Origin of the sequence: Allofournierella sp., from assembly GCF_048388525.1 — a bacterium.
In the GTDB taxonomy this organism is placed as follows: Bacteria; Bacillota; Clostridia; order Oscillospirales; family Ruminococcaceae; genus BQOK01.
In genome coordinates this window covers 1-25,337 of record NZ_DBGCTQ010000046.1, presented here as the reverse complement: position 1 = coordinate 25,337, position 25,337 = coordinate 1, and the positions used below count along the sequence as shown (strand labels likewise).

Annotated in this window: 25 protein-coding genes and 2 pseudogenes; 10 read left to right on the top strand and 17 right to left on the bottom strand. The window is 61.5% G+C overall.

Features of this window, described 5'->3' with window-relative positions; translation table 11 throughout:
- Together ACMLHZ_RS05225 and gpr are read right to left on the bottom strand one after the other, a co-directional pair.
- Nucleotides 1-363 (bottom strand): annotated as a pseudogene (locus ACMLHZ_RS05225) (hypothetical protein); the annotation flags it as partial.
- A gap of 66 nt (nt 364-429) precedes the next feature.
- Nucleotides 430-1,233: a GPR endopeptidase gene (gene gpr, locus ACMLHZ_RS05220; protein ID WP_177563228.1), complete on the bottom strand. Its 804-nt coding sequence runs from the start codon at nt 1,231-1,233 to the stop codon at nt 430-432.
- 209 nt (nt 1,234-1,442) lie between these two features.
- On the opposite strand from gpr, the gene rpsT reads away from it, so the two are divergent.
- A complete protein-coding gene (gene rpsT, locus ACMLHZ_RS05215; RefSeq protein WP_177563229.1) occupies nt 1,443-1,706 on the top strand; it encodes a 30S ribosomal protein S20 in 264 nt (87 codons plus the stop codon).
- A 152-nt stretch (nt 1,707-1,858) separates the two neighbouring features.
- On the opposite strand, the gene spoVAE is transcribed toward rpsT, so the two are convergent.
- Genes spoVAE through spoVAC form a run of 3 tightly spaced genes read right to left on the bottom strand, consistent with a single transcriptional unit; the run spans nt 1,859 to nt 3,687 of the window.
- Entirely contained in the window at nt 1,859-2,215 is a 357-nt protein-coding gene (gene spoVAE / locus ACMLHZ_RS05210) for a stage V sporulation protein AE (RefSeq protein WP_177563230.1), read from the bottom strand.
- A complete protein-coding gene (locus tag ACMLHZ_RS05205; RefSeq protein WP_418666728.1) occupies nt 2,212-3,225 on the bottom strand; it encodes a stage V sporulation protein AD in 1,014 nt (337 codons plus the stop codon). The genes spoVAE and ACMLHZ_RS05205 overlap by 4 nt, the downstream gene beginning before the upstream one ends.
- 15 nt (nt 3,226-3,240) lie before the next feature.
- Complete coding sequence (gene spoVAC, locus ACMLHZ_RS05200; protein WP_418666727.1) at nt 3,241-3,687, bottom strand: stage V sporulation protein AC; 447 nt, start codon at nt 3,685-3,687, stop codon at nt 3,241-3,243.
- Nucleotides 3,688-3,847: 160 nt separating this feature from the next.
- Between spoVAC and ACMLHZ_RS05195 the strand changes: the two genes are divergently transcribed.
- Nucleotides 3,848-4,621 carry a MurR/RpiR family transcriptional regulator gene (locus ACMLHZ_RS05195; protein WP_418455350.1) on the top strand — a complete coding sequence of 258 codons (774 nt, stop codon included), beginning with the start codon at nt 3,848-3,850 and terminating at the stop codon, nt 4,619-4,621.
- A gap of 195 nt (nt 4,622-4,816) precedes the next feature.
- Here the strand turns inward: ACMLHZ_RS05195 and arcC are convergent, their stop codons facing one another.
- The 5 genes from arcC to aguA form a co-directional block, all read right to left on the bottom strand.
- Nucleotides 4,817-5,743 (bottom strand): carbamate kinase, encoded by a 927-nt coding sequence (arcC, locus tag ACMLHZ_RS05190; protein ID WP_418666726.1) that lies wholly within the window; start codon nt 5,741-5,743, stop codon nt 4,817-4,819.
- A 249-nt stretch (nt 5,744-5,992) separates the two neighbouring features.
- Nucleotides 5,993-7,018: a putrescine carbamoyltransferase gene (ptcA, locus tag ACMLHZ_RS05185; RefSeq protein WP_177563965.1), complete on the bottom strand. Its 1,026-nt coding sequence runs from the start codon at nt 7,016-7,018 to the stop codon at nt 5,993-5,995.
- A 36-nt stretch (nt 7,019-7,054) separates the two neighbouring features.
- Entirely contained in the window at nt 7,055-8,794 is a 1,740-nt protein-coding gene (locus ACMLHZ_RS05180; RefSeq protein WP_418666725.1) for a Na+/H+ antiporter NhaC family protein, read from the bottom strand.
- Between the two features lie 81 nt (nt 8,795-8,875).
- On the bottom strand, nt 8,876-10,225 hold the full coding sequence (locus ACMLHZ_RS05175; RefSeq protein ID WP_418666724.1) for an APC family permease: 1,350 nt from the start codon (nt 10,223-10,225) through the stop codon (nt 8,876-8,878).
- Nucleotides 10,226-10,358: 133 nt separating this feature from the next.
- Nucleotides 10,359-11,450, bottom strand: coding sequence for an agmatine deiminase (gene aguA / locus ACMLHZ_RS05170; RefSeq protein ID WP_177563972.1), 1,092 nt, complete (start codon nt 11,448-11,450; stop codon nt 10,359-10,361).
- A 570-nt stretch (nt 11,451-12,020) separates the two neighbouring features.
- Here aguA and pyrB point away from each other — a divergent pair.
- A complete protein-coding gene (gene pyrB, locus ACMLHZ_RS05165) occupies nt 12,021-12,932 on the top strand; it encodes an aspartate carbamoyltransferase (protein WP_418666723.1) in 912 nt (303 codons plus the stop codon).
- Nucleotides 12,933-13,358, top strand: a complete 426-nt coding sequence (locus tag ACMLHZ_RS05160; RefSeq protein ID WP_418666722.1) for an aspartate carbamoyltransferase regulatory subunit — start codon at nt 12,933-12,935, stop codon at nt 13,356-13,358. It abuts the gene before it with no gap.
- Between the two features lie 178 nt (nt 13,359-13,536).
- Here the strand turns inward: ACMLHZ_RS05160 and ACMLHZ_RS05155 are convergent, their stop codons facing one another.
- From ACMLHZ_RS05155 to ACMLHZ_RS05125, 7 genes and pseudogenes are all read right to left on the bottom strand, one after another.
- Nucleotides 13,537-14,550: a LacI family DNA-binding transcriptional regulator gene (locus tag ACMLHZ_RS05155; protein WP_418666721.1), complete on the bottom strand. Its 1,014-nt coding sequence runs from the start codon at nt 14,548-14,550 to the stop codon at nt 13,537-13,539.
- Nucleotides 14,547-15,881 (bottom strand): glycoside hydrolase family 13 protein, encoded by a 1,335-nt coding sequence (locus tag ACMLHZ_RS05150; RefSeq protein WP_418666729.1) that lies wholly within the window; start codon nt 15,879-15,881, stop codon nt 14,547-14,549. Before ACMLHZ_RS05150 ends, ACMLHZ_RS05155 begins: the two co-directional genes overlap by 4 nt.
- Nucleotides 15,882-15,986: 105 nt before the next feature.
- A pseudogene (locus ACMLHZ_RS05145) lies at nt 15,987-16,220 on the bottom strand (alpha amylase N-terminal ig-like domain-containing protein); the annotation flags it as partial.
- A 79-nt stretch (nt 16,221-16,299) separates the two neighbouring features.
- Entirely contained in the window at nt 16,300-17,154 is an 855-nt protein-coding gene (locus ACMLHZ_RS05140) for a sugar ABC transporter permease (protein ID WP_418666720.1), read from the bottom strand.
- 2 nt (nt 17,155-17,156) lie between these two features.
- Nucleotides 17,157-18,047 (bottom strand): carbohydrate ABC transporter permease, encoded by an 891-nt coding sequence (locus tag ACMLHZ_RS05135; protein ID WP_418666719.1) that lies wholly within the window; start codon nt 18,045-18,047, stop codon nt 17,157-17,159.
- A 13-nt stretch (nt 18,048-18,060) separates the two neighbouring features.
- Nucleotides 18,061-19,272: an extracellular solute-binding protein gene (locus tag ACMLHZ_RS05130; RefSeq protein WP_418666718.1), complete on the bottom strand. Its 1,212-nt coding sequence runs from the start codon at nt 19,270-19,272 to the stop codon at nt 18,061-18,063.
- Nucleotides 19,273-19,352: 80 nt separating this feature from the next.
- Nucleotides 19,353-20,510, bottom strand: coding sequence for a starch-binding protein (locus ACMLHZ_RS05125; protein WP_418666717.1), 1,158 nt, complete (start codon nt 20,508-20,510; stop codon nt 19,353-19,355).
- A 432-nt stretch (nt 20,511-20,942) separates the two neighbouring features.
- Here ACMLHZ_RS05125 and prmA point away from each other — a divergent pair, with 432 nt between their 5' ends.
- The 6 genes from prmA to ACMLHZ_RS05095 all read left to right on the top strand — a co-directional run.
- Nucleotides 20,943-21,866, top strand: coding sequence for a 50S ribosomal protein L11 methyltransferase (gene prmA, locus ACMLHZ_RS05120; protein ID WP_418666716.1), 924 nt, complete (start codon nt 20,943-20,945; stop codon nt 21,864-21,866).
- A complete protein-coding gene (locus ACMLHZ_RS05115) occupies nt 21,866-22,585 on the top strand; it encodes an RsmE family RNA methyltransferase (protein WP_418666715.1) in 720 nt (239 codons plus the stop codon). Before prmA ends, ACMLHZ_RS05115 begins: the two co-directional genes overlap by 1 nt.
- A 96-nt stretch (nt 22,586-22,681) precedes the next feature.
- Nucleotides 22,682-22,990 carry a hypothetical protein gene (locus ACMLHZ_RS05110; protein ID WP_418666714.1) on the top strand — a complete coding sequence of 103 codons (309 nt, stop codon included), beginning with the start codon at nt 22,682-22,684 and terminating at the stop codon, nt 22,988-22,990.
- 102 nt (nt 22,991-23,092) lie between these two features.
- Nucleotides 23,093-23,800, top strand: a complete 708-nt coding sequence (locus ACMLHZ_RS05105) for a TVP38/TMEM64 family protein (RefSeq protein WP_418666713.1) — start codon at nt 23,093-23,095, stop codon at nt 23,798-23,800.
- A gap of 108 nt (nt 23,801-23,908) precedes the next feature.
- On the top strand, nt 23,909-24,778 hold the full coding sequence (locus ACMLHZ_RS05100; protein ID WP_418666712.1) for a DegV family protein: 870 nt from the start codon (nt 23,909-23,911) through the stop codon (nt 24,776-24,778).
- A 156-nt stretch (nt 24,779-24,934) separates the two neighbouring features.
- A partial coding sequence (locus ACMLHZ_RS05095; protein ID WP_418666711.1) for a TetR/AcrR family transcriptional regulator occupies nt 24,935-25,337 on the top strand: 403 nt, incomplete at its 3' end.

Sequence of the window (25,337 nt, the reverse complement as noted above, 5' to 3'; positions counted from 1 at the left end):
CGCCTCTACCTCGCCCATGCCCTCGGGCCGCGGGCCCGGTGTGGCCGCCGGCTCCTCCCCGGGTGCCGCCGTGGGTGCGGGGGCGGGGGTGGGCAGCACTTCTTCCGGGCGCGGCGCTTCATAGACCTGCGGGCTCTCCTCGTCCTCGATCTCGGTCTGCGCCGCGGGCAGGGCCTGTTCCTGAAACAGCCGGTCCGCTGCGCCAAACGCCGCCGCAGGGCTTGCCAGCACGCTGCCTGCAAGGGCCAGGCCGTCGGCCAGATCCGGCGCACCCACCGCTTTGCCCGCCCCCATGGCCGCCAGCCCCACGCCCGCAGCCATGGCCAGGGTGCCGAGCCGCCGCAGGGCTGTATGCATGTGCATGCGCCCCACCCCCTTTGCACAAAATCCTGCTATAAGGGTATGCAGCGGCGGCCGCGGCTCATGCCTTTAGTTTGCCAGGTAGCACAGCTCGGCGATCGAGAGCTTTTGCTGCAGCGCCTTGTTGATCGCCAGCGCCAGCAGATTCGATCCCTTTTTCACCACGCTGTCCAATTCCCGCGGGGTGATCACGAAGCCCGGCCGCCCCACTGCCTCGTCGGCCTCCATCATGGTGGGGATGCCCACGGCCAGCACCGGCACCCCCAGCATGGCCCGGGTGATGCACTTGCCGCTCTCGGGCCGGGCGGGGCACAGCCCCGTGTCCGAGATCTGTACCGTGCGCCCCAGCCGGGCGGGATCCGAGGTACACAGGCTGTCGATGCACAGGATCGCCGCGGGCTTCACCGCCCGCACCACCCCCGCCAACAGCTGCACCAGCGGGATTCCGGTGGCGCCCGAGGCGCCGGGGCTCACGCAGGCCACCTCGCGCAGGCCCAGGCTCGCCGCTTCGTTCTGGGGCGCCAGCCCCCGGGTGACCAGCACGCCCCCCGCGCTTCGCGGGCCCAGCGCGTCCGCGGTAACCCTGCGGTTGCCCACCCCCACCACAAGCACCGGCCCCACGGCAGGCAGCAGCGCGCGCACCTCGCCCGCCACGGCGCTCACATATTTTTCGTCCTTGTCGTCCACCACTGCAAGGCTGGGGATCTCCAGGGTGGAGTAACGGCCCGCCGGCCGCTCCAGGCCCGGGCGGCTGATTTGCACCCGGGTCAGGGTGATGGGCCCCGAGCGGGCCGTGTAGCATTTCACCCCGCCGGGCACCGTGCCCCTGCCGGGGCCGTACAGCTCGTCTGCAATGTCCGTATAGATCGGCATTCCCGCACCTCTTCTTCTGTTCTTTTTTCAAGATGTGGGGCTTTGCCGGGCAGGTTCTGCCCGCGCCCCACAAGATACGCTCCGGCTATAGCTTTGGCCGTTTTGCGCCGGAACATTCCGGCACAAAAAACTTGAAAAAAAGCTTGCAACCGCCCCGTAAATGTGGTATTATAAGTTGCACTGTTATGGGTAGCAAGGAGGTGGTACGAATGCCTAACATCAAATCCCAGAAAGATCGCGTGGTCCAGGCCAAGAAGGAAGCCCTTCACAACAAGGCGATCAAGTCCAACCTGAAAACAGTCGTCAAGAAGGCAGACGCTGCCATCGCCGCGAACGCCGCTGAAAAGGACGCTGTCGTGAAGGTGGCTGTCTCCACCATCGCCAAGGCGCAGAGCAAGGGTGTGCTTCACAAGAACACCGCTGCCCGCAAGATCAGCCGCATGGCGAAGCGCGCGAACAAAGCCAACGCTTGATAGACGAAACACAACGGCCTGCCGGTTTTTGGCGGGCCGTTTGTTTTATATTTTCCCCTCAGCCAAAAAAACAGCCCCGGCTGCTGCCGGGACTGTTTTTTCGTTTCAGGCGCGGTCAGGCCCGCCCGCTGCGCCGCGGGCCTTTTTCCGCCTCAGTTCTGGTCCTTCGACCGGCTGAAGGTGGCGGCGATCACGCCGCACACAAGGCTTGCGGTCACGCCCGCCGCGGCTGCGGTGAACCCGCCGGTGATCGCCCCCAAAAGGCCGGTGGCGTCCACCGCCTCCATCACCCCCTGGGCCAACAGGTGCCCAAAGCCGATCAGGGGCACGGTGGCGCCTGCGCCGGCAAATTCCGCCAGGGGGTCGTAAAGCCCCAGGGCCGACAGTACCACCCCTGCCACCACATAGGTCACCAGCACCCGGGCCGGCGTAAAGTTGGTCAGATCAATGAGCAGCTGGCCCAGCACACAGATGGCGCCGCCGATCAAAAATGCCCACAAGTAACTCATGCCTGTCCCTCCTTTTCGCTCGCCAGCTCCACCAGATGGGCCACTCCGGGGATGCTCTCCCCCTGCAAAAAGGTGATCTGGCTCATCAGCGCGCCGGTGGAGAGGAACAATACCTTTTTCAGCTTGCCCGCCCGCAGCGCCGGCAGCACATGGGCGCACAGCACGCTGGCCGAACAGCCCGCGCCGCTGCCGCCCGCCTGCACGTCCTGGGTGTCGATGTCATAGAGAAGCAGGCCGCAGTCCTGGTGGTTGTCCAACTTGAGGCCCTCTTTTTCCAGGATCTCCTTCAAAAGCCTTGTTCCCACGATGCCCAGGTCCCCGGTGAACACCGCGTCAAAATCACCCGGGGTGCGCTTTGTGTCGGCACAGTGCCGCAGAATGGTCTCGGCCGCCGCCGGGGCCATGGCCGCGCCCATGTTGTTGATGTCCTTGATCTCGTAATCCCGCACCCGGCCAAAGGTGACCGACTTCACAAAGGGCCCCTGCCCCTTGCCTGCCAGGATGCAGCAGCCCGCCGCGGTGGCGGTCCACTGGGCGGTGGGCGCGCGCTTGCCGCCGTACACCAGCGGCGTGCGGAACTGCCGCTCCGCCGCGCAGAAGTGGCTGCTGGTCATGGCGGCGGCGTGACCCACAAAGCCCGCTGCCGCAAGGCAGGCCGCAAGCCCCAAGGCCTCGGCCATGGTGCTGCAGGCCCCATACAGCCCCGCAAAGGGCACGTCCACCTCCCGCAGGGTATAGGCCGACGCGGTACACTGGTTTTCCAAATCGCCCGCCAGAATCAGGTCCAGCTGCGCGGCGGCGAGATTCGCCTTTTGCAGCGCCAGATCCAGGCAGTGGCGCTGCAACTGGCTCTCCGACTGCTCCCAGGTCTCCTGCCCGAGGGTGTTCTCCTCGAACAGCAGGTCGAACCGGGCCGCAAGCGGGCCCTCACTCTCCCGCTTGCCGCCCACCGCCGCAAACTCGGCGATGGCGGGCGGGGTTTCAAACAGAATGGTGTCCCCTTTTCTCACGCGCTCACTCTCCTTTTAAATAAAGGGCCGCAAAAAGTAATACAGCACGCCCCACACGGTACTCGCCAGCAGGCCGTACACGATCACCGGCCCCGCGATCAAAAACATTTTTGCGCCAACGCCCGGCACATAGCCCTCGCACTTGAACTCGATGGCAGGGCTCACCACCGCGTTGGCAAAGCCGGTAATGGGCACCAGGGTGCCCGCCCCCGCCTTTGCGGCCAGCTTCTGGTACCAGCCCAGCGCCGTGGTGATGGCCGAGATGGCGATCAGGGTCACGCTGGTCAGCGCGCCCGCGTCACCCAAAGTCATACCGCCCGCCGCGTAGGATTTGCGCAGCACCTCGCCCAGCAGGCAGATGGCCCCGCCCACCAAAAACGCCCACACGCAGTCCTTCCAAAGCTTCGATCTCGGGCTGGCCTGCGTGTTCATCTTATTGTATTCCTGGGGTGTCAACTTCATAAAATTCCCTCCTGAATCTGCATATCCACAGTTTTTCCCGCGTGCGGCGGAATATGTATCCGCTTGACAGCCGCCCCTCCATCCGCTAAACTTTCAAGCAAGAGCAGTTTCTGCTGTGTTCCAAAAGCGGACCCTATTTAAAAGGGGGAGGGCATTGTCCATGGACTTTTATTCTTATACCAGCGAGCGGCTGGACCGGCTTTCCAACACCGAGCGCAACGTGTTCAATTTTGTCATCAAAAATATGCACCAGGTAAAAAACATGAGCATCCGCGAGCTGGCGGCCGAGTGCTATGTGTCCACCACCACCCTGTTCCGGTTTGTCAAAAAGCTCGGGTTCGAAGGCTACAGCGAGTTTGTGGCCGCCATCAAAGAAACCGAGGCTAACAGCCGCCGCATCGATATCCCGGACGTGGTCTTCGGGGCGGACTACCAGAACAGCTACTTAAAAAACATCACCGAAGCGGTGCAGGTCATCACCGAGGAAAAGAAGGAAAAATTCAACCAGATCATGAGCCGCTACCCCAAAATCTACATTTTGGCGCAGGGCCTCTCGCTGGACGTGGGCTGGTACTTTTACCGCATGCTCATCACCTGCGGCTACGAGGTCGAGTTCCCCGAGCAGGAATACCAGTTCAAGGCAATGCTGCGCCATGTCAAGCGCGACGACGCGCTTTTGGTGCTCAGCTACACCGGCAACAACGAGGTGGTGATCCGCCAGCTGGAAGAGATCTTCGCCATCGCCACCCCCACCATCATCTCCATCACCCGGGCCGACAACAACGTGATCCAGAACATGAGCGACCTGAACTTTTACATGTTCGCCGACGAAGTGCAGTACCTGGACCAGGACGTAACCAGCCGCTGCGGCATGATCGCGATCTTCGAGAGCCTGATGTACATGCGCATCGCCCGCACCCAGCGGGGCGGCTGAGGCATAAACAAAACGAACAGGGCCCCGGCGCGTTTGCGCCGGGGCCCTGCCCTTGCCTTGAGTTATGGAGAGAGAATGAGAAAGGAGTTGGTTTGGTAAAGGCGGATCAGGCGCCGGCCGTGGCCTGCGCGGCCGGCGCCCTTTCCAAAAAGAGAGAGGAAGAAGATAACAGTTTCAGGCCCCGCGGCAGGCGTTTCAGCCCACCACGCGGGTGCCGCTTTTGCCCACCAGGGCGTCGGCGGCCTTTTCCAGGCTGGCGATGATCGCCTCCCCGCCTGCCTTGGCAAAGCTCATGGCGGCCTGCACCTTGGGCAGCATGCTGCCGGGTGCAAAATGGCCCTCGCCGCAGTACCGCTCGGCCTCGGCCACGGTCATGCTTTCCAGGCTCTTCTGGTCAGGCTTGCCCCAGTTGATGGCCACCCGGTCCACGGCGGTCAAAATCACCAGCTTGTCGGCCTTCACCAGCTCCGCCAGCTTGGCAGACGCGAAGTCCTTGTCGATCACGGCGGGGGTGCCCACCAGCCTGCCATCCTTGCGGATCACGGGGATGCCGCCGCCGCCCACGGTGATGACCACGTACCCGGCATCCACCAGGGTGTTCACCATGTCCTTCTCCACCACGTCCACGGGCTTGGGGCTGGGCACAACCTGGCGGTAGCCCCGGCCTGCGTCCTCAATCATGGTGTAGCCCTTCTCGGCGGCCAGCTTGTCGGCCGCTTCTTTGGTGTAAAATGCGCCGATGGGCTTGGAAGGCTTCTGAAACGCGGGGTCGGCCTCGTCCACCAGCACCTGGGTCACCAGGGTGCCCACGGGCTTTGCGATGCCCCGGGCGGTCAGTTCGTTGTTGATGGCGTTCTGCAAATGGTAGCCGATGTAGCCCTGGCTCATGGCCCCGCACTCGGGGAAGGGCATGTCGGACTTGATGGCGCCGGCCTCGGCGGCGGTGGACATGCCCAGGTTGATCATGCCCACCTGAGGCCCGTTGCCATGGGCAATGATGACCTGGTTGCCCTGTTCGATCAGGTCCACAATGGGCTTCGCGGTGCCGGTCACCAGAGCCAGCTGTTCGGCGGGGGTGTTGCCCAGCGCGTTGCCGCCCAGGGCGATCACGATTTTAGCCATAATACATTTCTCCTTTTTATCGGTTGATTCAACAGGGTGTCTTTTACGGTTTTTGCCCGGCGCAGGGCGCTTTGAAGGGTCTGCGCCTGCCGGTGCGGCAAAGCCGGAGCGGCTGCCCCGGCCCTCCCGCAGGGGCGGGCGGAAAGGGGGGCGGAACGGCCCCCAATGGGCCTCTTCCGCGAAAAAAGAAAAAAGCAGCCCTACGGCCAAAGCCGTAGGGCTGCCGCTTTTTTTACGCTTGATTCAGTTTTACGCCAGGCCGCGCTCTTCCATAAAAGCTTCCAGCTCCTGCTTCACGGCTTCCTTCTCCGCCTCGGTGCCGTCCTTCTGGTAACGGGTGAAGTACACCAGCAGGCCGCGCATGGCGGTCAGGCGGTTGCCGGCCTCTTCCCAGCACAGGGAAGCGTCGGAATCGGCCACTTCGTCGGTCACGTCCTCGCCGCGGGTGGCGGGCAGGCAGTGCATGAATTTGCAGCCCAGGTTGCCCAGCTGCATCATCTCGCGGTTCACCTGGTAGTCGCCGAACACGCGCACGCGCTCCTCCTTGGGCATCTCGCTCTCGTACAGGCCGTACCACACGTCGGTGTAGATGAAGTCGGCGCCCTTCACCAGATCCCGGTCGTCCCCTTCCTCAAACACGCCGCCGTTCTCGGCGCAGTTCTTTTCAATGGCGGCCATGCAGGCGGCGCTGGGGCTGTCGGGGATCAGGTGGCCCTTGGGGCCGTAGTGGGCGAACTTCATGCCCAGCTTGGTGGTGATCATGGCCAGCGAGGCGCAAACCTGGGTGGCGTCGCCCACAAAGACCACCTTGCACTCCTCCAGCTTTTTGCCGCGGGGCAGGTTCTCCACGATGGTGCACATGTCGCCGATCTCCTGGGTGGGGTGGTTGTAATCGCTCATGGCGTTCATCACGGGAACAGTGCAGTTCTCGGCCAGCTCCACCACGGTCTTGTGGTCGATCACGCGGGCCATCACCACATCCACCAGCTGGCTCAGCACCTTGCCGGTATCGCCGATGGTCTCGTGGCCGCCCAGCTGGATCATGCCGGGTCCAAGATACTGGGCGTGGCCGCCCAGCTGCTCCATCGCGGTCTCGTAGGATACGCGGGTGCGGGTGGAAGACTGCTGGAAGATCATGCCCAGGGTCTTACGCCGCATCAGCGGGGGGTAATAGCCGGTTTTAATGCATTTTTTGATCTTCAGGCTCAGGTGGATGATGTCCAGCAACTCCTGTTTGGTGAAGTCGCTGGTGTCAATAAAGTGACGCAGTTCCATGTTAAGGATACCTCCATGTTTTTGTTTTTCTCGGGTTTATTTGCTCTCCCCCGCGGGCGCGGGGTGTTTGCCGAATTTGAACAGAACCACAGCCAGCACCGCCATGCCCAGCGGCAGCGTGAGGGCCGGCGAAACGCCGAAGCCCGCAGGCAGGGTGCCCATCAGGGTGGCCGTTGCGGCCACGGTCAGGGCGTAGGGCATCTGGGTCTTCACATGGTCCAGCAGGGCGCAGCCGCTGCCCTGTGCCGAAAGGATCGTGGTGTCGGTCACGGGGGAGCAGTGGTCGCCGAAAATGGAGCCGGCAAGCACGCTGGCCACGCAGGCACAGAACAGGCCCCAGGGGTTATGCACAGCGGGGTTTGAATAAGCCATGGTGTAGGCAATGGGCACAGCCATGGGCATGATCATGAGCATGCAGCCATAGCTTCCCGCGCTGAAGCTCACGCCGCAGCACACCAGGAACACCAGGCTCGGCAGCAGCCAGTAGGGCAGGCTGCCCGCCAGCATCTCGGCCAGGTAGCTGGCCGAGCCCAGCTCGGCGATCATGGCCGAAAGTCCCCAAGCCAGCGCCAGGATCAGCGCCGTGGTGAGCAGCTGCACGCCGCCCTCCACCCAGGCGCCCACCGCCCCGTTAAAGGTCAGGGCGCGGGTAACCACGGCCACAATGGCCGCCAGCACCGCCGTCAGAATGGCCGCCTCCACCAGCACCTGCACGGTGCTGGCCTCGCCGAACGCCACACGCAGCGTCTCAAACGAGAAGCCCGCGTCCCGGGCCAGCAGCCCGGCGGCCTTTGCCTTGTACAGCCCGTCCGAGTAGATGCCCGCCACCGCGTACACGCACAGGAACAGGATGGAGCCCACCGCAATGAACAGGCTCGAGCGGGAGACCGGGCGCTCCTCCTGGCCGGCCGGCTGGCCCGCCTCAGTGCGCTCGGGGTTCATGGGAACGCCCGCCCGGGCGCGGCATTCGGCCTTGTACATGGGGCCATAGTCCCGCCCCATGACCACCATCCACAGGATGAAGGTCAGGCAGAAAATGTTGTAAAAGCAATAGGGGATGCTGCCCAAAAAGGTGTTGTAGGCCGATTCGGCCACGCCCAGCACGTCGAACCCGGCCTCAATGGCTGCCAGTTCCGCCGCAATCCAGCTCGAGATCAGCGCAATGCCCGCCACCGGGGCGGCGGTGGAATCCACCATGAACGCCAGCTTTTCCCGGCTCACCCGCGCCTGGTCGGTGATGGGCCGCATCACCGGCCCCACGATCAGCGCGTCGGCGTAGTCGTCAAAAAAGAACATCAGCGCCATCAGGCTGGTCATAAGCTGTGCCTGGCGCGGGGTCTTGACCCGCTTCACCAGCTTGCGGGCCACGGCATTAAAACCGCCCGCCTCCCGGATCAGGTTTGTCAATCCACCGATGCAAAGGCACAGCACAATGATGGCCGTATTTTCCGGCTGGGCCAGCACCTCCACCAGGGTAAGGCAGTACTTGTGCAGGGTATTGAGCAAAAAGCCCCCCCACCCCCCAAGCTCCGCCTGGGAGGCCACCAATAATGCCGCGCCGGAAAGGCCGCCCGCCAGCAGGCTGGTCAGCACCTCTTTTGTGAGGAAGGCCAGCACGATGGTCACAATGGGCGGGATCAGCGTCAGCGGGCCGAGCAGCTGGCCCCGCACACCGCTCTCGGTGCCCGCGCCCGCTGCCATGCGGGCGGTCAGCTCCCCCGAGGCCCGTGCGGTCAGCAGCACGCCCGCCACAACCGCCACCGCCAGCACGATCACGGCGGTGGCGACGGCGCGGCTCCTTTTAGGCTTGGGTTTGTCTTCCTTGTTTTTTACGGGGATACGCCCCCCATCTGTCGATTATTTGTTTGCTTTCTTGCCGTTGTTGTAAAGCTTGAAACCAATCAGGGTGGTAATGATCGTGCCCACGATCAGCATCCCGTGATACAGAGGGTCAAACGGCACGTAGAACAGGAAGAACACGGCCACCGCCATGCACGCCTCGCCCAGCACCACGCACAGGCCCAGCGCGGGGGCTTTGTACACCCGCTCGGTGCCCGGGTCGCTCTTGCGCAGCTTCCAGGCGGCGGGGAACAGCCAGAGGTAGGGCAGCATGAACACCAGGGTGCTGAACGCGAAGATGTTCCAGAACACGTCGTTGGCGTCGCCGCTCAGCGAGAAGTTCACCACGACCAGCACGGTGGAGATCACGCCCATCACGATGTAGCTGTAGTCGTTGGTGCCGAATTTCTTGTGCTTGTGGCCCAGCAGCTTCGGGCTGCGTTCTTCCATGCCGATGGCGCCCAGGGTCTCCACCGCACCCATGCTCCAGGAAACCATGTTGGAGACCAGGGTGAGCATGGCAACGATGATGAGCACGTAGAACACCGCGTTCTGGGCGGGGCCGAACACGCTGCACAGCTCCTGGATGGCGTAGAAGAAGCCGTCGGCCTCGCTGATGCCGTCCACAGGGATCGCCGCCAGAATGCCGAAGGTCCCCATGATGTAGAGCACGGTCACGATCAGGCCTGCGAACACGGTCATTTTGGGAATGTTCTTTTTGGGGTTCTCGATATCGCCGCCAACGCTGCTGATCAGCTCAAAGCCCAGCAGGTTATAAACGATAATGGCAATGTACTCGGTCGCATGGCTCATATCCGGGATAAATGCGTGCAGGGAAAAATCGTTGGCAAATCCGCGGGTCACGCCGTATACCACGCCCAGCACGCCCATGATGACCACGATGGCCACCTTGCAGAACGCCGCGATGTTGGATACCGCCACCGACAGATCCACGCCGCGGATGCCGATGGCCACCACCAGCCAGCACATCACAATGGCAATGGCCGCCAGCAGCCAGGGGGAAGCGCTGGGGGCGAACGCCATGGAGAACCAGCTGGAGAACGCCACGAACACGGCGGGCATCCAGAACGCCACATTCACCCAGTAGTACCAGCCCACCAGCACCGCGTGCTTCTCGCCGAAGGCGCGCTGCACCCAGCTGGCGATGCCGCCGTCGTCCGGGTAGGTGGAGCCCAGCTCAGCGTTCACCAGGCCGTAGGGGATAAAGAACACGATGGCGGTGATGACCCACATGGTAATGGCCGACACGCCGATCATTGCGGGGGAAGCGATACTGTCCAGCACCAAAATACCACAGATGGAGAACAGGATCGTTTGCCACAGGTTTATCTTTTTCTTCTCTTGCATCTATTTTGCCTCCTCGCAAAATTTCACAAAGCCGCGGAGCGTTCGGCCCGCAAAAGCCTGCTCCGCCCGAAAAGACCCTTTGCCCTGCGCACCTTTGCCGGCGCGCAGGGCCGCGGGTCCTGCCAAAGGGGTCTTATTTCACCTGCTGCTGGGTGATGCAGTGGATGTTGCCGCCGCCGTACACGACCTCGCGGGTATACACGCCCACAGCCTTGCGGTCGGGGAACATGGCCTGCACCTGCTCCAGGGCCAGCGCGTCGTTTTCGTCGCCGTACTGGGGCACGATCACGCCGCCGTTCACGATCAAAAAGTTCATGTAGGAAGCGATGCAGATGTCGCCGTCCTCACGGGGCAGGGTGCCTTCCACATAATCGATCTTAAAGTCGCCCTTGATGGTCACGGGGACCTTGGGCATGCAAAGCTTGTGCACCTTCAGCTTGCGGCCCTTGGCGTCAGTGGCCTCGGTCAGGGTCTTGTAAGCGGCCTGGCACTCGTTGTAGAACGGGTTCTCGGGGTCCTCGGTCCAGATGCAGGCAACCTCGCCGGGCTTCACATAGCAGGCTACGTCGTCGATGTGGCCGTTGGTTTCTTCCGGGTCAATGCCGTCCTTAATCCAGATGATCTTCTCCAGGTTCAGATACTCTTTCAGCTGCTCTTCGATCTCTTCGCGGGTCATATGGGGGTTGCGGCCCTCGCTCAAAAGGCACATCTCGGTGGTCAGCAGGGTGCCCTCGCCGTCCACATGGATGGAGCCGCCCTCCAGCACAAAGCCGGGGGTGCGGTAGGTGTCGATGCCCTCAATCTCGCAGATCTTCTGCGCGATCGCGTCGTCGTTGGCCCAGGGGAAGTACAGCCCGTCCACCAGGCCGCCCCAGGCGTTGAAATCCCAGTCGATGGCGCGCACTTCGCCCTTGTCGTTCTTCACAAAGGTGGGGCCGCAGTCGCGGCACCAGGCGTCGTCGTTGGCCATTTCCACCACGCGGATCTCAGGGGGCAGAACGTTGCGGGCGTGGGCATACTGGGCGGGGGAGGCGATCATGGTGACCGGCTCGAACTCGCTGATGGCCTTGGCCACATTGGCGTAAGCTTCCTGGGCGGGTTTGGCGCCGTCGCGCCAGTTGTCCGGGCGCTCAGGCCAGATCATCCAGATCTTTTCCTGAGGCTCGAACTCGCCGGGCATGCGGAAGCCGTCTTTTTTCGGGGTACTGTCGATTCTCTTTGCCATAGTATTCCACCTTTTCTCCCCGCTCTCTCTTTTTATAATGTTCTATTTTGCCGTTTCTATCTGCATCAGCTGTTCCTGCGGGGTCGGCGCAGCTGAACTCGGGCCGTTGCCGGGAAAACAGCGGTTTTTCCGCTGCCGTGTCGCTTCCAGCCGTTCCTTTGTGGTTTTTGTCCACCATTTGGAAGCTTTCCGGCCGGAAATTGTTGACTACGGCTAAATCATACCAATGTGAAAGGCGCCCGTCAACCGATTAACATGCAGAAGTAACAAGGTAACACAACATTGTTTCTGTGTTACTTTTATGTGAACAAAACAAGCTGTTTGTTCCATTTTCGTAACTTCATTTTTCTTTTCCGTCAAACTGCAAAAGTGTTTTATCTCCTTGTTGTGCAGAGCGCACAAGGATTTCTTCCATTTTTTCGGAAAGGAACGGCGTTTGGAATTTTTTGCCGAATCAAGAGAAACACTTTTCATCAAGCGTTACATTTTTTGAAATTTTTCCGAAAAAGGTCTTGCAATTTGAAAGGGGGCAGGTTAGAATTAAAAAAATTTGCAAAGGAGGCCCCGCTCGTGAAAAAGCTGATCAGTCCTCTGGACCTGACCACTCAGGAGATCGACGAGCTGTTAGAGCTCGCAGACCGCATCATCGAAACCCCGCAGGCCTTTGCCCACAAATGTGATGGCAAGATATTAGCTACTTTGTTTTTTGAACCCAGCACCCGCACCCGTTTGAGCTTTGAATCCGCAATGCTCAGTCTCGGTGGCCAGGTGTTGGGTTTTTCTTCGGCCAATTCCAGCTCGGCCGCCAAGGGTGAGAGCGTGGCCGACACCGTGCGCACGGTGGAGTGCTACGCCGACATCATCGCCATGCGCCACCCCAAGGAGGGCGCGGCCACGGTGGCCGCCTCCAAGGTGGACTGCCCCCTCATCAACGCGGGCGACGGCGGCCACCAGCACCCCACCCAGACCCTCACCGACCTGCTCACCATCCACCGGCTCAAGGGCCATCTGGACAGTCTCACCGTGGGTCTGTGCGGCGATCTGAAATTCGGCCGCACGGTGCACAGCCTCATCCGGGCCATGATGCGCTACAAGGGCATCAAGTTCGTGCTGGTCAGCCCCAAAGAGCTGCAGATCCCGGACTACATCCGCGACGACCTGCTGCGCGAGGGCTTCCCCTTTGAAGAGGTGGAGCGCCTGGAGGATGCCATCTCCCAGATGGACATTCTGTACATGACCCGCGTGCAGCGCGAGCGCTTTTTCAACGAGGAGGACTATATCCGCCTGCGCGACAGCTACATCCTCGACAACGGCAAGATGGCCCTCGCCAAGCCCGACATGATCGTCATGCACCCGCTGCCCCGCGTAAACGAGATCAGCGTGGAGGTGGACGACGATCCCCGCGCCGCCTATTTCCCGCAGGCAAGGTTCGGGCGTTTTGTGCGCATGGCGCTGATTTTGAAAATGCTGGAGGTGGAGTAAATGCTGAACGTTGACAGCCTGGAAAAAGGCGTGGTGATCGACCACATCGCCGCCGGAAAATGCATGGAGATCTACCGTGTGCTGGAACTGGACAAGCTGGATTGCAGCGTGGCCATCATCAAGAATGCCCGCAGCAACAAATCCGGCCGCAAGGACATCATCAAGATCGAGGACCGCATCGACATTGATCTGGACGTGCTTGGCTTTATCGACCCCAGCATCACCGTGAACATCATCGAGGGCGGGCGCATCGTGGAAAAAAAGCACCTCACGCTGCCCGGCCGCATCGTGAACGTGGCCAAATGCAAAAATCCACGCTGCATCACCAGCGTGGAGCAGGAGCTGGACCATGTGTTCCTGCTCACCGATCCCGCGGCCGGCACCTACCGCTGCATGTACTGCGAACAGGAGTATACCCGCCCCTGACCCCGTCTATACAGCAGGCAGGGCGGTCTTCAAGGCAATAAAAAGCTGGGCTTCCGCGCAAAGCAGGAGCCCAGCTTTTTCTTTTTTTGCAAAATGGGTCTTCCTGCGGCCTGCCTTTTGCCAAATCCGTTTTGGGGGACCCGCTCTTCCAGCCGCGCCGGGCCCCCCGCCGGTCTTCTTAATCCCTCCCCTCCCTCCTGGTCGATTCCCGCTCGATCAGGCTGGGAAGCGTTGTGTATGCCTGCACCAGCAACTGGGGGTTCCTGATCCGCCGCAGAATGATTTTTGCGGCCTGTTCGCCCATATCATACATGTCCAGATTCACCACCGTCAGCGGCGGTTCCATTACCTTTGAAAAAGGAAAGTCGTCAAACGTGATCACCGCCATCTTTTGCGGTATGGCCACCCCGCTGCGCCGCAGCGCTTCCACACATCCGAAGGCGAGATACTGGTTGGCGCAGATGATCGCCTGCGGCGGTTTTTCCAGTGCCAGCAGCTCCCTTGTGCACTGAAAGCCCGTTTCGCTGCAGGGGGCTCCGTGGCGGATATAGCCCGCCGGGACCGCTGTACCCAGCCCCTCCAGTACGCCGTTCAGCCGGTGCAGCGAGATCGTGTCCTCCTTGGGCCCTCCGATGTAGGCGATGCGTTCGTATCCTTTTTTCCGCAGATGGCTCGCCGCGATCTGCCCGGCCACGCTGTTGTTGGTATCGATCCAGCACAATCGGTTTGCAAAATCCGGCATCCCGATCACCACATAAGGAAAGGCGGTATCCGTCAAAAGTGCCGCTGTCTCTTTTGAAACGACCGATGCGTGAACAATGGCTCCGTCCACATACTCGCTGTCCATAATGTCGGCAAAGCTGTTTACCAGCCCGCGGGCGCTGATGTGTTTTACCAGCAGGCCGTAGTCCTTTCGCGCCAGCGCGGCCTCCGCCCCGGCCATCATCTCGAACAAATGCGGGTTTTCAAAGCCCACCCCGTGCTCCAGCTCACTCAAAAACAGGATGTTTTTTGTCGCTCTCTTGGCAAAGCTTTGGGCCCGCTTGTTGGGGCGGTATCCCATCCGGCGGATCACCTGCTGCACGTGCTCCGCCGTTGCCTGCGAGATCGTGGGGGAGTGGTTGATCACCTTGGAGACCGTCGCCGTGGAAACTCCGGCGGCCGCCGCCACCTCGCGGATCGTCACGCTCATATCTCCGCCCTCCCTTTCAGCACGGCAAACCCCATCGGACCAATGCTCCGCCCGCTCAGTCCCTCCTGCCACAACAATTCTTTTTCTGCGATCTCCCCCGGCAGCTCCGCGGCCAGCGGCTGGTTGTTCAGCACGATAAAAACGCCTTCCTTATCCAGGGCCCGGCAATAACAATACATCCCGCTGCCCGCCCGCGCGCTCACCGTGTAAAAATCGCCCCGACGCAGGGCGGGGCATGCGTTTCTCAGCCCGGCCGCGTTCCGGTAAAACTGTTCCAGCCCGCCGTCCTCCTGCCCCCAGGGCATCGGGTGGCGGTATTCCTCCTCCAACAGGCCGTCGATCCCCTTTTCATCCCCATAAAACACCGACGGGATACCGATAAACGTCATCTGAAACAGCACGGCCAGCTTCATGCTTGCCAGGTCCCCCTGGCACAGGGATAAAAAGCGGCTCACATCATGGCTGTCCAGCAGGTTCAGCTGCGCATACAGCATGGGCAGCTTATAGCGCACGCGCATGTTGGTCACCCGCCCGTCAAACTGGGCCGCGTCGATGGAACGCTCGGCAAAAAAGCGGCGGCAATGCTTGCGGAAGTCGTAATTCATCGTGGAATCAAACATATCCCCATTCAGCCAGTGGGGGGCGCTCTCCCACACCTCACCGATCAGCAGGCAGTCCGGCTTCACCGCCTTCACGGCCTCCCGGAACCGCCGCCAGAACGCGTCGTTGATCTCGCTCGCCACATCCAGCCGCCAGCCGTCGATATCAAACTCCCGCAGCCAGTGCCGGCCCACCCGGCAGAAATACTCCGCGACCTCCGGCTTTTCCGTGTTGATCTTCGGCATCATCCGCTCATATCCAAAGCATTCGTACTTCGGGTATTCGTCCCCGCTTTCCGGGCGGCGCACCGGGAATTCCAGGCCGTAAAACCAATCCTTGTACGCGGAATCCCCGCCCTTTTCCACCACGTCCTCAAAGGCGAAAAAGTGCCATCCCACATGATTGAACACCCCGTCTATGATCACGCGCAGCCCCCTGCTGTGGCAGGCGTCCACCAAACGGCGGAAATCCTCGTCCGTTCCAAAGCACGGGTCAATGTGGAAATAGTCCAGCAGATCGTATTTGTGGTATTCCCCCGCGGCAAAGATCGGGTTCATATAAATGCAGTTGGCTCCAAGCCCCTGGATGTAGTCCAGGTTCTCGGTGATCCCATTGATCGTACCGCCCAGCTTTCCGCGTGTTGTCTGCCCGTTCCACCGGCATTCGCCGGGCTGTCCGCTGATCGCGCGCCGCGCCGAGGCAAAGCTGTCCGGGAAAATATTGTAGATCACGGCGTCCGCGGCCCACTCCGGCACAGCGGCAATGTCCGCCCGGTGGTTAAAGGGCAGCTGATAATACTCCGAGCGGTCGTCCACCCGCCCGCCCGCAAAAAAGTCACCGTAATACAATAATTTTTCCCGGCCGTCGTCCAGCTCAAAATAATAGCAGATCCGCTTATAGGGGCTTTGTAAGATCACCTCGTAGTAATCAAACCACTCATCCTGTGCTGTGACCTTCATCGGTGTACCAGAAAACAGCACCGGTGTCTGGCGGCACGCCCTGTCCGCATAATAAAGCGTGCAGGCCCGCAGGTCGTCCCGGCCGCACCGCAGCCGGAACACCACCTCCCATTCGCTGATCCCGTGCGCATCGGCAGACAGGGGCACATGTTTGATCGCGCTCAGATTCATTCGCTCTCCCTCATTTCCCTCAGCCTTTTACGCCGCCGGCCGTCAAGCCGGAAGTCATATGCCTCTGCACCGCAAAAAAGATCACCAAAATCGGCGCGCTCACCACAAGCGCCGCCGCGGCGAATACGGGCCAGCTTCCGCTGATCTCGGTTGCCTGCAGCGAATACAGGCCGGCCGCCAGCGTATAATGTTCCGCGCCCGTCATGAACGTGATGGCAAACAGGTATTCGTTCCACACATAGATCAGGATCATCACCGCGGTCACGATGATGCTGGGTTTCGCCAGCGGAAGCACGATCTTTGTCACCAGCTGAACGTTGGTGGCGCCGTCCATGGCGGCGGCCTCTTCGATCTCCACCGGTATCGTGTCAAAATAGCCCTTCATGTTCCACAGCCCAAATACGGCCATGGTGCCTGTGTATACAAGGATCAGCCCGATCCTGCTGTTCACCAGGCCCAGCGGGCTCAGCAGCTTGTAGATCGCAAACATCGAAAGCACCGAGGGAAACGAATACAGCAGCAATAAGATCTCCAGGACCGCCCCCCGCCCCGCAAACCGTTTGCGGGAAAACACATACGCCGCCGGGATCGCCGCCCCCAGCGAGATCACCACCGTGCACACCGCAAGGATCATGCTGTTTTTAAACCAAAGCATCACCGCCCGCTCGGTGAATACGGCCCTGTAATTCGCCCATGTGAACTGCCGGGGAATAAAGCGAAACTCCGAGCTCAGCAGGCTGTTCTCCGCATTCAGTGAAACCGACAGCGCATACAGGATCGGCACCAGCGTGGCAAAACACAGCGCAATAAAAAACACATGGAGCGCGCCATGCCCCAAAAAGCGGCAAAGCTTCTTTTTCCGGCGCAACAACATCCTCATCCCTCCTTCGCGCGCCGCCTGGTCAGCAGCGAAAAGGCGATCAGCACGGCAAAAATAATCATCGACACCGCCGAGCTGTAGCCATAATTGTTGGTAATGAATGCGTTTTCATAGGCATACGTCAGGATCGTGTGCAAATTCGAGCCCGTTTTTGCCCCCGCCTGCTGTGTGAGCAGATAGATCACGTCAAATTGCTTGAAGGTCGTAAACACTGTAATGATCACAGCGGGCGCAATAATAGGCTTGATGGAGGGGATCGTCAGGTACGCTGTGCGCTGCATCCAGTTTGCGCCGTCCAAAACCGCGCTCTCGTAGCAGCTTTTGTCCACAGCCTGCAGCGCGCCGTCCATGATCATGATCATGAACGGCAGCGCAAGCCACAGGTTCACCACCGTACAGCACAGAAAGGCCGAGCCATCGGTTGCCAGCCAGCGCTGCGCCCCCAGGCCCAGCTTTTCCATCCACTGGTTCAAAAGCCCGAATTGGGAATTGAACATGCCGGTTTTCCACAGCAAAATCGAAACATACCCCGGCATGGCCCAGGGGAACATCAGCAGCGTCTTATACACGCGGCGGAACTTAAAGTCCTGAATGTTCAGCAGGCTGGCCAGCACAAAGGCGATCGCAAGCTGCAGCGCCATATTCACGATCGTCCACAGAACCGTTACCAGCAGCGCGGCCAGAAATCCGGAATCAAACACAAACAGCGCGCTTTTATAGTTTCCCAGCCCGATCAACTCAAAATCGAACCAGTGGTACACGTTCATGTTGGTGAGCGAGATATACCCTGTATACAGGATCGGGAATACCACGATCAGCAGGATCAAAAGCAGCGAGGGCGCGCTGCACAAATACGCCCATAATGTGTCTTTCCGGCGTTTCTTCATGGCACTTCGCTCCTTATTTCATGGACGCGATCAGGCCCAGCGCTTTCTCCTGCGCGGCCTTCGCGCTTTCGGTCACATCCTTGCCGCTCATATTGATGTCGGCCAGAAGGTTTTCGGCCACGGTCCACATCACGTCCATCTCCGGGATGTTCGGCATCGGCACCGCGTTCTGCGCCGTTTGATACATCGCCATCACCATATCGTCCTGCGCAACGGCGGGGGCGGTGTAGCAGCTCTCCTTTGCGGGCGCACAGCCGCTCGCCTGCGCGATCGCGATCCCGATCTCATCGCCCGTCAGCTGCCGCAGCACCCTGGCGATCGCATCGTGCTTTTTCTCGGCGGCGACCTTCAGCACATGCAGCCCCTGCACGCCGGAATAGGGCGCGATCGCCCTTCCGGTTTCATCCACCACCGGCATCGGCGCCAGCCCCAGGTCGATCCCGCTTTCCCGCGCGGCCGGCACCAGCCACGGCCCGCCGATGGTGGAATGCGCCTTGCCTTCCCGGAACAGCGTGTTCACGGTGGCATATTCTCCCTCGCTGGGCATGTATTCCACAAATTTCTTGTGGTATTCCAGCGCCGCAATGGTCTCGGGGCTGTCCAGTCCCGGCTGTCCGGCTTCGTTGATGATATAGCCGCCGAAGGCGTGGATCCAGCCCGCGCTGTAATAGGCCGTGCTGTGCTGCTCCACAAAGCCGTAGTGGCCGCCCTTTGTGGTGTCCTGCATGTATCGGTAAAGCGCCTCGGTCGTTTTGGGAACTTCCTCATCGCTCATGTAGCGGCGGTTATACATGTACAGCAGCGTCTCAAAATACAGCGGCAGTTGATACACTTCGCCTTTATAGGCCGCCGCTTCGATCGTCATCGGCAGATAGGCCTCCAGCACGCTGGCATCCACAAAGTCGGTAATGGGGGCCAGAATGCCCATTTCCGCGTATACGCCCAGCTTGTCGTGGGCGAAAAAGTACATGTCCGGGGCCGCTTTGGGGTCGTTCCCCACCATTTTCAGGGCCTCGGTCAAGCCGTCCTTCCGCTCCAGCTTCACAACAATGTCCGGTGCCAGCTTGTCAAGCTCCGCCTGCAGGGCGGCCGCCACCTCCTCTTCCTTGTCGTGCCAGATCGTGATCGTCACGGGGCCTTCCTCCGTTTTCGCCGGCCCCGGGCAGCCGGTAAAAAGCATTGCCGCAAAACATGCCGCCGCAAAAAGCGCGAGCCATCGTTTCATGGGTCCTGTTTCTCCCTTCCAACTAAAGTCAGGCTCGGCGCAGGGCAAGGAGACCCCTCCTTTGCCTGCGCCGGTTGCCGTCAGGATCTCTTTTTCTTCCTTGCGATCATCACACCGGCCGCGGCGGCGATCACAACCACCGCCGCGATCACGATCACCACAGGGTTCACGCCGCTTTCCGCGGGCTGTTCCTTGGCGGCGGGCACGGGTGTCGCCGGGGCATCCGGCGCCGCGGGCGCTGCGGCTGGCTCCTCATACAAAACCTCCGCGTTTTCCGCATCTGTCACCACGATCCACACATCCTTGCCCACGTCCACCGAAAGATCGCTTGTCTGCACGCTTCCCTCGTTTCCGTTTACGATGATGCTGTTGATCCAGCCGGGCACCGTCAGCGCCAGCCAGCCGCCTTCCGCCTCCTGCAGGGCCTCGCCCGGCCACGCGGAGAACGCATTGGTTCCATCCGGCGCCGACCAGGCCCAAAGATGCGGCGCGCTCCAATCCGCCGGGGCCTGCACATGCACTGTAATATCCTCCGCATCGGGGGCCTCCGGGTCATCGTACGTAAACTCGGCGGCGCCCTCCGCGTCCACCGTCACCCACACCTCGGCCGCGTCGATGGTCAGGTCCTCGGTCTGCACCTCACCGCCGTTGGCATTGATAATAACGCTGTTCACCCACACAGGCACGTTTGCCGTATACCAGCCGGTTTCGCCCGCCTCCATGGCCTCGCCCGGCCATGCTTCAAACGCGTTGGTTCCATCCGGGGCCAGCCACGCCCAGATCCGCACATCCCGCCAGCTTTCCTCCACCTTGGCGTGCACCGCAAAGGTCTCAACATATGGGGGGATCTCCCCTGTCGTTTTTGCTTCGTAGCTCACTTCCACCGTGTCGGCATCCGCAATGGTGAGCCATGCGTTTTTTGCCTCCAGCTTTTGGTCCGCCGTCTGCACGCCGCCCTCATTCGCGTTGATGATCACATTGCCCGCGCCGGCCGGGATCCAGCAGTAATACCACCCGGGGTTGTTCCCATCCGCCTTCATCTTTTCGCCCGGCCACGCTTCAAAGGCATTGGTCCCGTCGTCGGCCCAGGCCCATATGCAGGGCGCCGTCCAATCCTCCGGCACCTGCGCATACACAATGCACCTCTCACCATCGGCCGCAAAGGCCAACGTGGGAACGGTCAGCACAAACAGCACCAGCGAAACCGCCAGCGCCATCATTTTTCTCGCAAATTTCATGGGTGATCCTCCTTATTTTTTCTGCAGTATTTCGGGGCCGGCTCCCTTTCGCTGGTTTTACCATAGCACCCTTTCCCACTCATTTCAACGAAATTTTAAGAAAACGTTTAACCAATTATTTATACGATAATCACATCATTTATAGCTTAAAATCATTCAATATGTACAATATTTGCGAACAGGTCGCGTATCTTTACCAATTTGTAATAATTCGGGGTGTTTCCAGCGGTTTTTCCTTGCGCATTGTTCGTTTTTATTTCATGCATGCGGCCGCCAAAACTGCTATAATAACTGTAAAGCAATGGCGTTCCCCTCGCCGCCCAAGGGGGCGGTAAGGCGAACGCGTCCATAATGCGTGTGCGCTGTGCGTGCTTTGATAAAAACAGATCAGGGCCGGCGCTTTTTCGCCCCCCTTTAAAAGGAGAAACCGTCATGAAGTGGACCGATATCAAAATCACCGTACCCAAGGCCTCGGCAGAGGCTGCCGAGGCCATCGCCACCGGTATTTCCGGAGGCGGCATTTACATCGAGGATTACTCAGATCTGGAAGCCGGGGTGCGGCAGATTGCCCATGTGGACCTGATCGAGCCCGCGCTCCTGGCCAAAGACCGGGAGCATGTGACCGTGCACCTGTACCTCGCGCCGGACGAAAACCCCGCCGAGGTGCTGGAGCTGCTGCGCGGCCGCCTGGCCGCCGCCGAGCTGCCCTGCGAGCTGGCGGCGGAGGGCGTGGAACAGGAGGATTGGGAAACCGGCTGGAAGGCTTATTATCATGCCCTCACCATCGGCCGGCGGCTGGCCGTGGTTCCCAGCTGGGAAAATTTCGAGACCGACCGCACCGTCATCCGGCTGGACCCGGGCATGGCCTTCGGCACCGGCACCCACGAGACCACCTCCCTGTGCCTTGCGGCGCTGGACGAATTGGTCAAGGGCGGCGAGCGCGTTCTGGACATCGGCACCGGCAGCGGCATTCTTGCCATCGCGGCCCTTAAGCTCGGCGCCGCCTCGGCCGAAGGGGTCGACATCGATCCCATGTGCGTGCGCACCGCCGGCGAGAACGCGGCGCTCAACGGGGTGACGGACCGGTTCACCGTGCTCATCGGCGATCTGTCCCAAAAGGCCAGCGGCCGGTACGATATCATCACCGCCAACATCGTGGCAAACGCCATCCTGCAGCTGGCCCCGGCGGTGCCGGGCCTTCTCGCGCCGGGCGGCGTCTTCATCGCCAGCGGCGTCATCGACACCCGGCGCGCAGAGGTCATCGCCGGGCTTTCGGCCGCGGGCCTCAGCGTGGCCGAAGTGCGCGAAGAGAACGGCTGGGTGGCCATCCTGTGCAAAAACGGGGGCGAGGCCTGATGCCCCACCGCTACTTCGCAGCCGAATTCACCGCCGCCACCGCCGCCCTCACCGGGCCGGACGCCCACCACCTGGGGCGTGTCATGCGGGCAAAGCCCGGCGACGAGGTGACCCTGTGCGACGGCGCGGGCTTTGACTACACCGCCCGGGTGGCCTCCGTCGCCCCGGACCGGGTGGAGCTCGCCCTGCTGGAAAAGCGCCCCTGCGTGGCCGAGCCGGGCGTGCAGGTGACCCTGTTCGTGGGCTACCCCAAGCAGGAAAAGCTCGAGACCATCATCCAAAAGGCCGTGGAACTGGGCGCGGTGCGCATCGTGCCCTTTTTCAGCCGGTTCTGCGTGGCCGCCCCCAAAAAAGAGGAGCAGAAGAATCTCCGCTACGCCCGCATCGCGGCCGAGGCCGCCAAGCAGTGCGGCAGGGGCGTGCTGCCCGCGGTCGAGCTCCCCCTTGCCTTCAGGGATCTTCCGGCCCGCCTGGCGGGGTTCGACACGGCGCTGCTGTGCTACGAAAAGGGCGGCGCGCCCCTGCGGCAGCTGGCTGCGGGCGGGCGGCGCATCGCCCTGATCACCGGGGCCGAGGGGGGCTTTGCCCCCGACGAGGCCGCGCTTCTCACCGCCGCAGGGGCCGCCGCGGTGGGCCTCGGGCCCCGCATCCTGCGCTGCGAGACCGCGCCCCTGGCGGCCCTTGCCGCCCTTATGGCCTTTACCGGCAATCTGGAATAAAATAAGGCCGGGGCCCGGCTTTATGTATAGCGGCGAACCTTTGTGGAACAATAGCACTGGTTTATACCAAACACTGTTTCACAAAGGAGTATTGCTATGAAACGATTTGTCAGCATCGCATGTGCGCTGGCGCTGGCAGCCAGCCTGGCCGGGTGTTGGGGCGGCGACAAGCCCGCCTCCTCCAAGCCCGCCTCCTCCACTGCTTCCAGCAGTGCCAGCCAAAGCAGTTCCTCGGCCGGTTCTTCCAGCTCGGCCATGAGCGGCAGCGCCGGTTCCGGTTCCCTGTCCGATTCCGGCAGCGCCTCCGGCTCCGGCAGCATGTCGGGCTCGGGCTCCATGGCTGGTTCCGGCAGCATGTCGGGCTCGGGCTCCATGACCGGCTCCGAGGCCATGAGCAATTCCTGATCCCATCGCCGCCCGGCGGCCCGCGGCGCGGCGCCGCGGGCCGGGCAGGCGGGGTACATACAGGCGTGGGCGCTTCGCCCGCGGCGGAAAGGCAATGTGTACATGAAAAAGCGCGTTAAAAAATATGGGCCCGCCCTTCTCATCCTGCTGCTCTGCGCGGCGGGGGGCGCGGCGGCGGTGATCTGGCGCCAGGAGCTCTGGGCCCTCATCACCAGCCAGGCCGCCCGGGATCAGTTCATTGCCTGGGTGCAGGGCAAGGGTGTATGGGGCATGCTCGTGTTCCTTGGGCTTGAAGTCTTTCAGATCGTGGTGGCCTTTGTTCCGGGCGAGCCGGTGCAGCTCATGGCCGGCGCGCTGTTCGGTCCCCTCGGCGGCATGCTGCTGTGCCTGGTGGGCATCCTGCTGGGCAGCGCGTTCATCTATGTCCTTGTAAAGGCGCTGGGCGCCAAGGCCATCCCCGCCGACGCCCTGCACAAATACCGCTTTTTGCAAAGCGAGCAGAAGGCCCGCAGCGCCCTGTACATCCTGTTCTTTCTGCCCGGCGTCCCCAAGGATATCCTCACCTATCTGGGCCCCTTCCTGCCCCTCAAAATGAGCGAATTTTTGTTCACCTGCACCCTGGCCCGCATCCCCTGCCTTCTGGCCACCACCGTGGCGGGCGACAGCCTTGCCGGCGGCGAGGTGTGGCTGCCCATCCTGCTGTTTCTCGTCACCGGGGCCATCGGCCTTTGGTGCATCCGCAACGAGCAGCGCCTTCTGGCCTGGCTGCACCGCCGGGCCGGCCGCCCGCAGCCGGAAACCGATAAATAGGAAAAACTCTTTTAAATCGCCTCCGTTTATGGTAAAATGCCACTGAGGGGCGCGGCGGGCTTTTCGTCCGCCGCGCTTTTTTACTGTGAACAAGAGGAGTGTGGCAAAATGGCGGAATACGTACTTTTTACCGATTCCACGGCCGATCTCACGGCGGAATTGGTGCAGGAGCTGGGCGTTCAGGTGCTGCCCATGAGCTTTCACCTGAACGGCAGCGACTATAAAAACTACCCCGACAACCGGGAGCTGACCCCCCACGATTTCTACGACGCCCTGCGGGCGGGCGGCGTCAGCACCACCAGCCAGATCAACCAGGTCGCCTTTACCGAGGCCTTCGAGCCGGTGCTGCAAAGCGGCCGGGACGTTTTGTACCTGGCCTTTTCCAGCGGCCTTTCCGGCACCTGCCATTCTGCGGTGCTCGCCGCCGAGGAGCTGCGCGAAAAATATCCCGGCCGCACGGTCGAGGTCATCGACACCCTGCAGGCCAGCATGGGCGAGGGCCTGGCGGTCTATTACGCCGCCAGCCTGAAAAACCAGGGCAAGCCCCTGGCCGAGGTGGCCGGGTGGTTCAAGGCCAACAAAATGCGGGTGTGCGCCTGGTTCACGGTCGACGATCTGATGTTCTTAAAGCGCGGGGGGCGCCTGTCCGGCGCCGCCGCCGTGGCGGGCACCCTGCTGGGCATCAAACCCGTCCTGCATGTGGACGACGAGGGCCATCTGGTGGCCATGGAAAAGGTGCGCGGCCGCAAGGCCAGCCTGGACGGCCTGGTCAAGCATTTCCAGGCCAGCGACGTGCCCCCCGCCGAGCAGGTGGTCTTCGTCAGCCACGGCGACTGCCCGGCCGACTGCCAGTATGTGGCCGACCGCATCTGCGAGCTGGGCGTAAAGCGTGTGTGCCTGGGCGACATCGGCCCGGTTATCGGCGCCCATTCCGGCCCCGGCACGGTGGCCCTGTTCTTCCTCGCCTCCAACCGCTGATCCGCTGCTGCACGTTTATGCCTTCCGGGGAAACGCTTCCCGGAAGGCATTTTTTGTGAAAGTTTTGCTCTGCCTCTTGACAGGATTGTTTTTATACTGTATTATGAACGTCGTTCATATGAACACCGTTCGCAATGATAAGGGAGGCGATTTTTCATGAAGCAGGCGGTCACCAGCCGTGAAGAGCTTCTCACCGCGGCGCAGCGCGTCCTTCAGTCAGAGGGCCCGGGCGCGCTCAGCATCCGCCGCTTGGCAAAGGAACTCGGCATCTCGGTGGGGGTGGTGTACAACTACTTCCCCTCCAAGGCCGGGCTGCTGCTGGCGCTCACCGAGCAATTCTGGCACGGGGTGTTCCACCCCGGCCTGGAGGGCCTTGTGGCCGGGGGCGATTTTCTGGCGTTTTTCCGCGAGGTATACACCCGGCTGGGCGCGCGCTGGCCGCAGTTTATGGCCCTGCTGGCCGGTCCGCTGGCCCTGCTGGCAGAGGAAGATCGCGGTCAGGGCCGCGCGGGGGAGCGGCAGTCCCTGGCGCATATGCAGGCTGGCTTCGAGGCCGCGC

Excerpts from the sequence above, each read along its gene's own strand:
- gpr (WP_177563228.1), bottom strand. The coding sequence starts at position 1,233 with ATGCCGATCTATACGGACATTGCAGACGAGCTGTACGGCCCCGGCAGG.
- ACMLHZ_RS05125 (WP_418666717.1), bottom strand. The coding sequence starts at position 20,510 with ATGAAATTTGCGAGAAAAATGATGGCGCTGGCGGTTTCGCTGGTGCTG.
- ACMLHZ_RS05105 (WP_418666713.1), top strand. The coding sequence starts at position 23,093 with ATGAAAAAGCGCGTTAAAAAATATGGGCCCGCCCTTCTCATCCTGCTG.
- spoVAC (WP_418666727.1), bottom strand. The coding sequence starts at position 3,687 with ATGAAGTTGACACCCCAGGAATACAATAAGATGAACACGCAGGCCAGC.
- ACMLHZ_RS05155 (WP_418666721.1), bottom strand. The coding sequence starts at position 14,550 with ATGAGCGTGACGATCCGCGAGGTGGCGGCGGCCGCCGGAGTTTCCACG.
- prmA (WP_418666716.1), top strand. The coding sequence starts at position 20,943 with ATGAAGTGGACCGATATCAAAATCACCGTACCCAAGGCCTCGGCAGAG.
- ACMLHZ_RS05140 (WP_418666720.1), bottom strand. The coding sequence starts at position 17,154 with ATGTTGTTGCGCCGGAAAAAGAAGCTTTGCCGCTTTTTGGGGCATGGC.
- spoVAE (WP_177563230.1), bottom strand. The coding sequence starts at position 2,215 with ATGAGTTACTTGTGGGCATTTTTGATCGGCGGCGCCATCTGTGTGCTG.
- ACMLHZ_RS05100 (WP_418666712.1), top strand. The coding sequence starts at position 23,909 with ATGGCGGAATACGTACTTTTTACCGATTCCACGGCCGATCTCACGGCG.
- ACMLHZ_RS05195 (WP_418455350.1), top strand. The coding sequence starts at position 3,848 with ATGGACTTTTATTCTTATACCAGCGAGCGGCTGGACCGGCTTTCCAAC.
- ACMLHZ_RS05175 (WP_418666724.1), bottom strand. The coding sequence starts at position 10,225 with ATGCAAGAGAAGAAAAAGATAAACCTGTGGCAAACGATCCTGTTCTCC.
- ACMLHZ_RS05135 (WP_418666719.1), bottom strand. The coding sequence starts at position 18,047 with ATGAAGAAACGCCGGAAAGACACATTATGGGCGTATTTGTGCAGCGCG.
- ACMLHZ_RS05115 (WP_418666715.1), top strand. The coding sequence starts at position 21,866 with ATGCCCCACCGCTACTTCGCAGCCGAATTCACCGCCGCCACCGCCGCC.
- rpsT (WP_177563229.1), top strand. The coding sequence starts at position 1,443 with ATGCCTAACATCAAATCCCAGAAAGATCGCGTGGTCCAGGCCAAGAAG.
- ACMLHZ_RS05160 (WP_418666722.1), top strand. The coding sequence starts at position 12,933 with ATGCTGAACGTTGACAGCCTGGAAAAAGGCGTGGTGATCGACCACATC.
- aguA (WP_177563972.1), bottom strand. The coding sequence starts at position 11,450 with ATGGCAAAGAGAATCGACAGTACCCCGAAAAAAGACGGCTTCCGCATG.
- ACMLHZ_RS05110 (WP_418666714.1), top strand. The coding sequence starts at position 22,682 with ATGAAACGATTTGTCAGCATCGCATGTGCGCTGGCGCTGGCAGCCAGC.
- arcC (WP_418666726.1), bottom strand. The coding sequence starts at position 5,743 with ATGGCTAAAATCGTGATCGCCCTGGGCGGCAACGCGCTGGGCAACACC.
- ACMLHZ_RS05130 (WP_418666718.1), bottom strand. The coding sequence starts at position 19,272 with ATGAAACGATGGCTCGCGCTTTTTGCGGCGGCATGTTTTGCGGCAATG.
- ptcA (WP_177563965.1), bottom strand. The coding sequence starts at position 7,018 with ATGGAACTGCGTCACTTTATTGACACCAGCGACTTCACCAAACAGGAG.